This window comes from Paenibacillus liaoningensis, assembly GCF_059609455.1.
This window is the reverse complement of sequence record NZ_JCAALU010000041.1, coordinates 1-7,143: the sequence shown is the minus strand read 5'-3', so window position 1 is coordinate 7,143 and position 7,143 is coordinate 1. Positions and strand designations below refer to the sequence as shown.

At 59.0% G+C, this 7,143-nt stretch carries 1 protein-coding gene; it reads right to left on the bottom strand.

Annotated elements, in window-relative coordinates:
* On the bottom strand, positions 1-7,143 hold a 7,143-nt coding region (locus AC6B99_RS33135), incomplete at both ends, for an amino acid adenylation domain-containing protein (protein ID WP_496665157.1).

The following is a 7,143-nucleotide window of genomic DNA, read 5'->3' as shown; positions in this document are numbered from 1 at the left end:
AAAGTTGACGACGTTTCGATGCTCCACCACCACCCCTTTCGGCGTGCCGGTCGTCCCGGAGGTGTAGATCACATACGCGCTGCCCTCAGCCCGGGTCTCCACCTTCGTTGACGCCGAGGAATAAGCGTTCAGTTCCTCCACGGAGGCAAACCTCACCTGCGAAGCTTGCTCCTCCTGCTGTAAACTATCTGAGGCATATTCCTTCTGTTGTCCGTCTGAGGCATGCTCCTCCAGACACAGCACCTGACGCAGCGGGGTTTCTACCCAGCCCGCCACCGTTTCCCGCTGGGCTTCTTCGCTTAAGAGAATGCGGATTCCGGCATCTCGGACCATCCCTTCGATGCGGCCGGCTGGCAGCGCCGGATCCAGTGGCACATAGGCCGCACCGGCTTTCATAATCCCCAGCAGACCGGCGATCAGCCAAGGCGAACGGGACAGCAGCACACCGACACGGTCTTCGCTGCTCACGCCCTGCGCGCGCAGCCAGCCCGCGATGCGGTTGGCTTGCCCGTCCAGCTCGCCGTACGTCCACACGGCCAGTCCACTCACCAGCGCCGGATGCCCCGGCGTTCGGGCAGCCTGTTGCTCGAATAGCCCATGCACCGTCGCGTTCTCAGGGAGCTCCAGCTCCGTAGCGTTAAAGTGCACCAGCAGCTGCTCCCGCTGCTCTGCCGTCAGCAGCTCCAACTGCGTGACCGGCACGTTCGGCTGGCTCACGATCTGTTCCACCAGTTGCAGCCAGTGACCCTGCACCCGCTCCATAGCCCCTTGTTCATATACCTGTCCGTTATAGTCGAAATGTACGACCAGTTCTTCTCCAGGCTGAATCATCACATTCAGGTCATAATTCGTTTGTTCGTCCGCCTGCACGCTGGCAATCACCAGTCCGCTCGCATCCAGGGAGGCTTCCGAGCTCGTCGGCATCGGATAATTCTCGAACACTAAAATATGGTCAAACAGCTCTCTCGTTCCGGTGCAATGCGCCTGGATCTCATGCAGCGGATAGTAGCCATAGGCTTGCGCAGCCAGCGCGTCCGCCTGCATCCGCCGCAGCACATCCGCCGCCGTATCCTGACCCTCGCACGCGACCCGGACGGGCAGCGTGTTGATGAACAGTCCGATCATGCTTTCCACGCCTGGAAGGTCGGCAGGTCGGCCCGACACCACCCCGCCAAACACCACATCCCGGCTGCCGCTGTAGCGGTGCAGTAACAATCCCCATGCCGTTTGCAGCAGCGTGTTCATCGTTACGCCATGCGCTTTGGCCGCCGCCGCGATTCGCTCACTTTGCTCCCGAGGCACGACTCCGCTCACACGCCTCGCTTCATAGCCTAACGTCTGGCGCTGGCGTTTCGGGAACACCGCCTGTGCTTCACAGCCCGCCAGCCGTTCCTTCCAGTAGCGCAGCGCCGACGCCTCGTCCTGCTCCGACAGCCAGCGGATATAGGCGCTGTACGCCGGACCTTTTGGCTGCTCCTGCTCTTGCTCCCGCTGCCCCTGTTGCTGCTTCGCCTCTTCGCGACCCGTGATCCTGTGGGCGCTATAGGCGCTGTAAGTGCGCAGCACTTCCTCCATCACCAGCGGCAAGCACCAGCCGTCCATCACAATATGATGGAAGCTCCAGACCAGCTCGTGCGTATGCTCCCCTGTGCGGAACAACGCCACTCGCATCAGGCTCTCCGCTTCCACATCAAAGCCTTGCCTCCGGTCCGCCGTCCGCCACTGCGCCACGCCAGCTTCCTGCTCGCTGGCGGGTTTCAGCGACAGATCGGCATACGCGAGCTGGAACGGCCGGTGGCGGTACACGATTTGCAGCGGTTCTTTTCTCCACCCGCTGTCGATGCTCGTCCGCAGCACCGCATGCCGCTGAACGATCGTTTGCCAGCTTCGTTCAAACGCTGCCACATCCAATTCGCCTTGCAGCGTCAGCTGCATCTGGTTCACATAAGCCCCCGCTTGCGGCTCCAGGCGGCTGTGGAATAACATGCCCTGCTGCATCGGCGTCAGCGCGTACACCTCCTCCATCTCTCCGATGGCGGCGCTCCGCTGCACCAATGCATCCAGCTCTTCCTGTGTCAGATCAGGCAGCCCCACATCGCTTGGCGTCAGTTCCGTCCGCTCCTGAGCCATACAATGCGCGATCACCGCCTCCAAGCTCTGCTTTAACCGCTGCGCGAATTGCTCCACCGTCGCTGGACGGTACTGCGCAGCGCTGTAGCTAACGGTCAGGCGCAACGTTCCCTCCGCGATCATCCCGTTGCATTCCAACACCGCGGCTCGTTGCCTTCTACTGCTGATCGCCTCTCCCGAGGAGAGCGGGGATAGCTCAAGCGCGCTGCGCTCCAAATCCTGATCAAACTGGCCCAAGTAATTGAAGGAAATGTCGGGGTCACACGACCAGTCCTCCCCTTCCACCTGCTTGGACCCATACCGCAGGAGGCCGTAGCCGACCCCTTTGTCCGGAATCGCTCGCAGCGTTTCCTTCACTCGCTTGATTTGCTGCGACAAGGTCATCTCCGGCTTCATCTCCAGCACCACCGGGTACGCGCTCGTGAACCAGCCGACCGTCCGGCTGACATCCACATCCGGGAGGATCGTTTCTCTGCCATGCCCTTCCAGCATGATCCCCACACGCGTCATACCGCTCCACGCCTGAACCGCCATCGCCAGAGCAGTTAGCAGCAAATCATTGATTTCCGTTCCGTAAGCTCGGTGCGCTTCTTTCAGCAGTTGCTGCGTCTGGACTTGCGACCACTCCACCGCCAGCGTTTTAGTAGCTGCTAGCGTTGAAGCTCCTAAAGCTCCTGAGGCTACTGAGGTTTCTGAAGCTACTGAAGCTCCTAAAGCTACTGAGTCGTAATCCTTGGGCAGCGGCGGAACCGCCATCTCTACGATCCGTTTCCAGTACGCATGCTGCGCCTCCATTGCCGGACTCCCTGCATAAGCGCTCCATTGCTGCGCCCATGTCTGGAATGCGTCCGTTTTCTGTGGCAACCGGATGTCTTCCCCTTGTACTGCTTGCTCGTACGCAGTCGCAAAATCTTCAAACAGGATTCGCCAAGATACCCCGTCCACGACCCAGTGATGAATGACGAGGAGCAAATGATCCCCATCCTCACACTGGAACAAGCCCAGCCGCATGAGCGGGCCGGTCGCTAGCGAAATGCTGCCTTGCAGCTCAGCGGCAGCGGCTTCGACCTTTTCGCTCCATCCGGGCTCACCCCGGAAATCGAAAACGTCCAACCTGTAAAGCTCACCGTCCGCCACCTTCCGGTTCCAAGCGACATAGCTGCCGTCCTCGGCCTGCGTCAGCGTCATCCGCAGCGCGTCATGATGGGTGGCGAGGTGCTGCATCGCCACGCTCAGCGCCACGCGGTCAAATCGCTCTTCTCGATACAGCATGACCGCCTGATTGAAATGATGCAGGTCGACGGGATCGCGTTCCACCAGCCAGTGCTGAATCGGCGTCAGCGGCACCGCCCCGTGTACTTCTCCTTGTTCCGCCGTGCGGGTAACCGCCGTCAGATGGGTGCCTAGCTGCGCCACCACCGGATAGCGGAATAACGTCTTCATTTCCAGCTTGTACCCGACCTGCAGCAGCCGGGAAGCGACTTGAATCGCTTTGATCGAGTCGCCGCCCAGATTAAAGAAATGGTCATGGATGCTCACCTCGGGCACGCCGAGCACCTGCTGCCATACCGTCACCAGCGCGTGCTCCATCGCTGTGCGAGGCGGAGCATACGGGAGGTGCGAAGCCTGAGCCTCCGGCATCGGCAGCGCCTGACGGTCCACTTTGCCGTTGGCCGTGAGCGGCAGGCTCTCCAGCTGTACAAAGGAGGCCGGCACCATATAGGCGGGCAAGGAAGCCGACAGCAAGCTGCGCAGCCTCGGAATCTCCAGCTCGCTGCCTACGACGTAGGCGCACAGCTGATGGCTGCCCCCCGCATCCGGCAGCGCCTGCACGATGACCTCGCGAACCCCTGTCCCCCGCAGCAGCACCGCTTCAATCTCACTGAGCTCGATGCGGTAACCGCGAATTTTTACCTGTTCATCCCTGCGTCCCACATACGCCAAGGAGCCATCCGCCTGCCAGCGAACCAAGTCCCCCGTACGGTACATTCGCTCCCCTGGCTCAAACGGGTTCGTCACAAATTTTTCCAAAGTCAGATCCGCTCTATTCCAATATCCTCGGGCTAGACCGACTCCGCTTATGCACAGTTCACCTGGCACGCCAATCGGCTGGAGTTGCCCGTCCGCTGCGAGTACATACACCTTCGTTTTGCCAATCGCTTTGCCAAGTCCATGTTCCTGCCAGACACCAGTGATAGGCAAAGCGGTTGTTACAACGCTGTTTTCCGTCGGTCCGTACTCGCTAACAAATGAAATTTTGGGATAATTCAGTATTTTTTCAATGAGCGCCCTGCTGAGCTTCTCACCACCAATCACCACACTGCGCATAGTTGCTAGTTGGGCTGGCTTCAACATATCCAGCAGGACTGCAAACATCCCTGTCGTAAATTGAGCGTGCGTAATCGAGTGCTCCTCTAACGCCTTCGCAATGGCCCCCGGATCTTTCAGTTCTTCATCTCGAATCAATACGACGGTTGCTCCTGTAATAAGAGGTGCGAAGAAGTGCGAGATGAATGCATCAAACACATACGGGCTGGCATGAAGTACTTTTCCCTGATCAAAATGGTAGGTTGCAGCTTTCCATTGAAGCGTATGAACGATGCTGCGATGTTCCACCATAACGCCTTTAGGCTGGCCTGTCGTGCCGGATGTATAAATGACATATGCTAAATTTTCGGGCTTTGCATTGTTTAAGAGATTTCCAGACATTTCGGCATCGATGCGGGCGTCATCCAATAGCAATACGGGGCACGGCGCTTCCTGCACAGAATCAGACAGCAATAGCAATGCACCGCTGTTCTTCAAGAGGAACTGGATACGTTCCACAGGATCTTCCAAAGAAAGAGGCAGATAAACAGAGCCTGCCTTAAGCACCCCGAACAAGGCGACGGCCATCTCTACGGAACGCCTGCACTGAACCGCAACAATACGTTCTGGCCCTGCACCGTAGCCCTGTATCATTCTGGCAAGTCGATTTGCCCGTTCGTTTAACTCTTGGTAGGTCAGGGCCTCATCCCCGCAAACGACGGCGACACGTTCCGGTGTCTTCGCCGCTTGCTCCTCAAACAGCGCATGCAGCGTCGTTGGCCGCTCAAGCAGCGCTTCTGCCCCTGTATCGTTAAAATGCACCAGCAACTGCTCCCGCTGACCTGCCGTCAGCAAGTCCATGCTTCCAAGCGTTGTATGCGAATCGCGGGTCACTTGACGCAGCAGCTCCGTAAAATGACCCACCCAGCGCTCTATCGTGGCCTGCTCAAACAGCTTCACCGCATATTCCAGCGTGCAACGCATGCCCTGCTCCTCTTCATTCACCGACAGCGTCAAATCGAATTTCGCCGCTCCGCTTTCTATTGGGTACGGCGTCCATTGCAGATCCGCCAGCTCCAGCTCCGATTGCTCCGTGTTTTGCAACACCAGCATCGCATCAAAAAGCGGATTCCGGCTCAAATCCCGCTGCCTGACTACCTGCTCCACCAGCTCCTCGAACGGATAGTCCCCGTGTTCAAAGGCGCTTAGCGCCGTCTGCTTCACTTCCTGCAAGTAGGCGGAGAACGGTTTTTCACCCGACGGGCTTAACCGCAGCGCCAGCGTGTTCACGAACATCCCCAGCATGCCCTGCAAGTCAGCATGCGAACGTCCCGCAATCGGCGTGCCGACGATCAGCTCCTCCTGACCGCTTAACCGGCCAAGCAACGCGCTGTACGCCGCCAGCAGCACCATATACACCGTCGCCCCGCTCGTACGGGCCAGCTCCCGCAGCGCTCCTGACAGCTCGCTGTCCAGCTCGAATTCTACGCGTGCTCCCTCGAAGCTGCGCACCGCCGGAAGCGGATAATCGAGCGGCAGGCTCAGCACCGGCAGCTCCCCGGCGAACTGCTCCAGCCAGTAGCGCTCCATCTCCTGATAAGCCGCGCTTTCCCGGTAGCTTTGCTGCCAGACCGCATAATCTTTATACTGCAAACGCAGCGGCTTCAGTTCTTCTCCTCCGTACAGCTTCGTAAACTCCTGCACAAATATACTCATCGACGTGCCGTCGGAAATAATATGATGCATATCGAACAATAGCAAATGATTCGCTTCGCCTACGCGCACCACCGTCATCCGCAGCAGCGGCGCTTCGCTGAGGTCGAACGGACGAAGGAAGGTGCGAACGCGCTCCTGTGCTTCCTCCTCCGTCGCCTCCTCGTAAGTTACCGTGAACACGGCAGACGCCACAATACGCTGCATCGGCTCCCCGTCAACTACTGCAAACTCTGTCCGCAGCGATTCGTGGCGGGCCACCAGCGCTTGCAGCGCCCTTTCCAGCCGCTGACGATCCAGCGGTCCTGACAGACGCAGAGCGACTGGCATGTTGTAACTAAGCTCCGCTCCCTCCAGCTGCTGTAGCACGTACAGGCGTTTTTGCGCTGAGGACAGCGGATACGCCTCCTGAGCCTTCACAGGCACCAGCGCTTCAAATTCGCGCTCGTCGGCTATTTCCAGCGTTGCTGCCAGCTCTTCAACGGTCGGATAGAGAAATACCTCTCTTAACGGCACCTCGGTCTCCAATGCTTGATGCATGCGCGATACAAGCGTCATCGCCCGGAGGGAATGGCCGCCAAGCGCAAAGAAGTTGTCGCGAATGCCAATGCGCTCAAGCCCCAGCACCTCCTGCCACAGCCGCGCGACTTCCGCTTCCACTGGTGTCCGCGGCGCTACATACGCCGCTTCGCTCTGTGCCCCGACTTCCGGCTTCGGCAGCGCCTTGCGATCCAGCTTTCCGTTAGGTGTTAGCGGCATCACGGTTAGGGATATGATGTGCGATGGGAGCATATACGAGGGAAGTCCCTCTGCCAGCTTGCTGCGCATCTCCTTCGCTCCCAGCTCGCTGCTGCCGGTCACATACGCGCACAATTCCGCTGTGTCCGTCTCCCTTTCGCCAGCGATCACCGTCACCACCGCTTCTTTTACCCCTTCGATTTGCAGCAGATGCGCTTCCACCTCGCCCAGCTCGATCCGGTAACCCCGTATCTT